At 49.0% G+C, this 3781-nt stretch carries 4 protein-coding genes; 3 read left to right on the forward strand and 1 reads right to left on the reverse strand.

Annotated features, from left to right (window positions below):
- Positions 1-67: 67 nt before the first annotated feature.
- From C8024_RS07675 to C8024_RS07685, 3 genes are all read left to right on the forward strand, one after another.
- On the forward strand, positions 68-1303 hold the full coding sequence (locus C8024_RS07675) for a radical SAM protein (RefSeq protein ID WP_173203888.1): 1236 nt from the start codon (positions 68-70) through the stop codon (positions 1301-1303).
- 2 nt (positions 1304-1305) lie between these two features.
- Positions 1306-1494, forward strand: a complete 189-nt coding sequence (locus C8024_RS07680) for a hypothetical protein (protein ID WP_173203889.1) — start codon at positions 1306-1308, stop codon at positions 1492-1494.
- Positions 1495-1587: 93 nt separating this feature from the next.
- A complete protein-coding gene (locus C8024_RS07685) occupies positions 1588-1959 on the forward strand; it encodes a CcdB family protein (RefSeq protein WP_302051604.1) in 372 nt (123 codons plus the stop codon).
- A 60-nt stretch (positions 1960-2019) separates the two neighbouring features.
- On the opposite strand, the gene C8024_RS07690 is transcribed toward C8024_RS07685, so the two are convergent.
- Positions 2020-3048: an RNA-directed DNA polymerase gene (locus C8024_RS07690; protein WP_173203891.1), complete on the reverse strand. Its 1029-nt coding sequence runs from the start codon at positions 3046-3048 to the stop codon at positions 2020-2022.
- Between the last annotated feature and the right edge of the window lie 733 nt (positions 3049-3781).

Below are 3781 nucleotides of genomic sequence, written 5' to 3' on the forward strand. Positions count from 1 at the left end.
AAAGTGATATGGTCCATCGTCTGTTTATAATAGTTTAGTGTCGAACAACTTATAAAAAGGTTTTCGCATGGGAGGGATGGACCCTGAAGCTCTGGCAGATGGACCGGCTGTTCATGCGCCCTCTGCACTCGACTTTCTCCGCCTGAGCGAGCAAGATATGTTCAATCGCCATCAAAGAGATGGTCTGGACGCACTGGAAAAGCCGAAACTGCTGACGGAAGACATTCGCTATCCGGCAAGCCTCTACATTATTTTGAAAGCGACAAGGCTGTGCAATCTTCGGTGCAGCTATTGCAATGCCTGGCGGGAAGGCCCGAACCAGGTCATCTCCTTCGAGCTGCTGGCGAAAACCATACAAAACGCAATGTCTCTCCCCGGTATCCGGTGGCTGCACATTGTCTGGCACGGCGGTGAGACAACCCTTCTGTCCCGCCGCTATTTCGAGCGGGCAATCTGGCTGCAAGAACATTTCAGGATCGATGATCGCCGCGTCGAACATTCCATCCAGACCAATGCAACACTGTTGAACGAGGATTGGTGCCGCTTTTTCAAGGCGACGGGATTTTCGGTCGGGGTCAGCCTGGATTTCAACGAGAAAAACCACGACAGGCATCGCCGGTTCAAAGACGGTTCCGGAAGCTATGCAGACGCGCGGCGGGGCGTGGATCTGCTGGAAAAATTCGAGATCCCGCATGGTTGGCTCGCGGTGGTGGACGAGCAGGTCATGGCGCTTGGCGCACGCGGTTTGCTGGAGGGCTTGCTGGAGCAAAACGTGGCAACGGTGGGGTTTCTCAACGCTCTGCCGGCCAATGACGAAAGTAGCTCTCCCATGCCTTATCTTCCGTGGGATCGGTTTGTCGAGTTCCTGCGCGATGTCTTCCGGCTGTGGAAAGCGGAATATCGCGACAAGATCACCATTCGCGAACTTGATTCACTATACCGGATCGTCGGCGGGTCCGACTCTCGCCTCTGCATTTATCAAGGCGGATGTATGGGACAATATTTGACAGTGGAACCAGACGGCGTGGTGTCAGCCTGTGATAAATATGTTGGCGACGAGGCATTCAGATTCGGCAGTCTCGCCACGCAATCCCTGCAGGAAATATTGGTGAATAATTCATCGCTGGAACAAGTTAGGTCCGAATCGGACGCTCTATTGAGTTCATTCTCTTTATGCGCTAACTATAAATATTGTCGCGGAGGATGTCCACATGACGCGCGCCTGAATTTAAGGCACGGTATTAGTAGTAATTGTTGTGGTTTATATGATTTAATAGAGGATATGAAAGAAGAGGAGAGATAGGCATGGCTGAGATTTCAATCGATCGTGAAGCTTTCGAGATTCTGGAAAAAGGCGAGCTGGAGGCCGCGAAAGGGGACTCCAGACTGGCAAGCTTCTTGGCCAACAAATTCCGTGAAGGGGACGAACGAGCAAGGGCAGATGCCAGCGCCAAAGCCGACTGGATATATAATATCTGGACTTACAGGTTCTAAGGCCGTTTCTGCGTTGCGCTGACGGCGCACCAATATGTTTCCGCGCGCGGAAGGCATCGGGTTTTTACGGAAGGTCCGAGGCAATAGGAATGGTTGGGCAATCGGTGTGGCTGTGACCGTATCCCGGACGCTATAGATTGCAGCTGTACTGATCGCGATCTTCATCTCGATATCTACAGGCTGAACCGGGTAGAAGGGCCTTATGTGCTGGAGGCGCAGGCCGACCTTTTGTCCGATCTGGCCAGCACCGTCGTTGTCCCGTTGGTCCCCGCGAAGGCCGTCCGCGCCGAAACCATGCGCAAGCTGAAACCGGTAATTACCATCAAGGGGCAAGACCTCTGCCTGATGACCACCGACATCGGCACCCTGCGCCGCGCGTCGCTGGGCAAGCCGGTGGTGAATGTGGAGGAGCCCTATCGCGCGGTGATGGTCGACGCGCTGAATTTTCTGGTTCAGGGGTTTTGAGGGGTCCAGTGTGTTTAGTGGAATATTTGCGCGCATGGCACCGTAATTGTGTCACTATTTTTAGAACGGATAATCATAGTCCTCATCATCTTCTTCATCGTCATCGTCATCGTATCCATACCTCGTGCGACTTATGGCTCGTCTGTTTTCATCTCTTATGTGCTCAATGTGCAGTTCAAAATCGATCAAATTAATGTTTCGGTCTGCTAAATGATCAAACTCCGACGAATACATCCCTGAAAAAGGAGCTTTCGAAAAGGCCTGCGACCTAGAGATTAGATTCACCAGCCAGTTTGCATCAACGGTTGACAAGGAATTGCCGAGGCCCATTTTAGGTTTTCTAGTTACCTTACCATCCACATACGCTTGAATCAAAATCGCTCGTAAATGTGCGTTTCTTGATTTGGCAATTGACTCCGGAAGGGCGCTAGTAATTTCGATGTCACACACAATCAGGAGCCAAAACATCCATATAGCTTCATGTTGATGATCGAGCGTGAGACTTCTAGTGATTATTATCTCCGCAACGGCGAGCCAACCATCTTCGTCTATTTCGCGACCCAAAGAATGTCTTTTGGCAACCAAAAGGCACGCATAGTCGATAGCGTGAGGATGCTTTTGAACAATCCGTTGAATATGTTGCTCCACAAAAGTCCATTCCTGCGAATTGTATATTTTGGCCTCGTCAAACGATCTGAATAGAATTTTGATGGGACTGTCAGAGCGAGTTTCTACCGCTGACGCGATCGCTTCGGAGATACTTCTTTCTAATCGATAGTGTTCGACGATGCCCCACTCGTTTTCGATCATGTGGTCGCGCAATCGCTGCGCCCATAAATCATTTATCGGTTCTAAGCTGGAGTATATTTGCGTCTTCTGATCATTTAGATTTAGTTCATATAGCGCCAGAGTTTCACGCAAATGAGATAGGACAGCTTGAGCTTCATATTCTGAACGCAGGCCGATATAATAGTCATCAACATGCCGGACTGCTCCGACGATGATGTTCCCGACCAATTCATCCAGCTCTTCATCAAGTCGCGACAGAACGAACTCCGTGATTAACCGATAAGCGTCTGGGCCGACCAACACCCCTCGGGTATTGCCTTGCTGTCCATTTCTAACAAAAAATCGAGAGCATTGAAAAAGTTTTTCTTAGAAGCTTTGTTTGTATCACGCTTGGACTGCTGAATGCCATGAGCCGCCCAAGCAATCGAGTGCGTGTATAAGCTAGGAAAACACTGCGAAATATCCGCTTTCAGGATGAAGGGCGCATACTTTAAGTTTTTTGACGCATGTTTTGACAGTTCAGAAAGCGACGGTACCTTTATCGCGCGTTCATCGTCATCATTCAGGATTTTTGGTTTGCCAATTGAGTATTTCGATAATTCAAAATTCCGTTCGAAGGCTGACCAATTCTGCCAAATGAAAGTTGAGACGTGAAAATATGATATAATGTTTGGAGTGCCAAAAAACGACGGCTACCGTCATGTTTTGTGCCATTATAACGAATATATTCTGTTTTTCGCTCGTTAAACTTATTTTGGTCTAGTGAGCTAACTATCCCATGGAAAGCTCTCTTTGCATCTTTCGACACAAAGCAGGGAGGTAGGGTTTCAGGATAGAGTCCCGAGTTGATTAGCTTAAATCGCGAGTCCATACTTTAGAATTACGCACACATCCGGCAACTAATCAACAAATATGAAATATTTAGAGTAGGATGCCAGGCACAATAGTCCGATTTCCTCTCCCTGAAGAGTGAGGGTTTACCGGACGTTATTTGCACAGCAACCCACCAGCGGAACGCCCTCATCCAACTGCG

This window comes from Sphingopyxis sp. BSNA05 (genome assembly GCF_013265645.1).
Classification (GTDB): Bacteria; Pseudomonadota; Alphaproteobacteria; order Sphingomonadales; family Sphingomonadaceae; genus Parasphingorhabdus.

Excerpts from the sequence above, each read along its gene's own strand:
- C8024_RS07675 (WP_173203888.1), top strand. The coding sequence starts at position 68 with ATGGGAGGGATGGACCCTGAAGCTCTGGCAGATGGACCGGCTGTTCAT.
- C8024_RS07680 (WP_173203889.1), top strand. The coding sequence starts at position 1,306 with ATGGCTGAGATTTCAATCGATCGTGAAGCTTTCGAGATTCTGGAAAAA.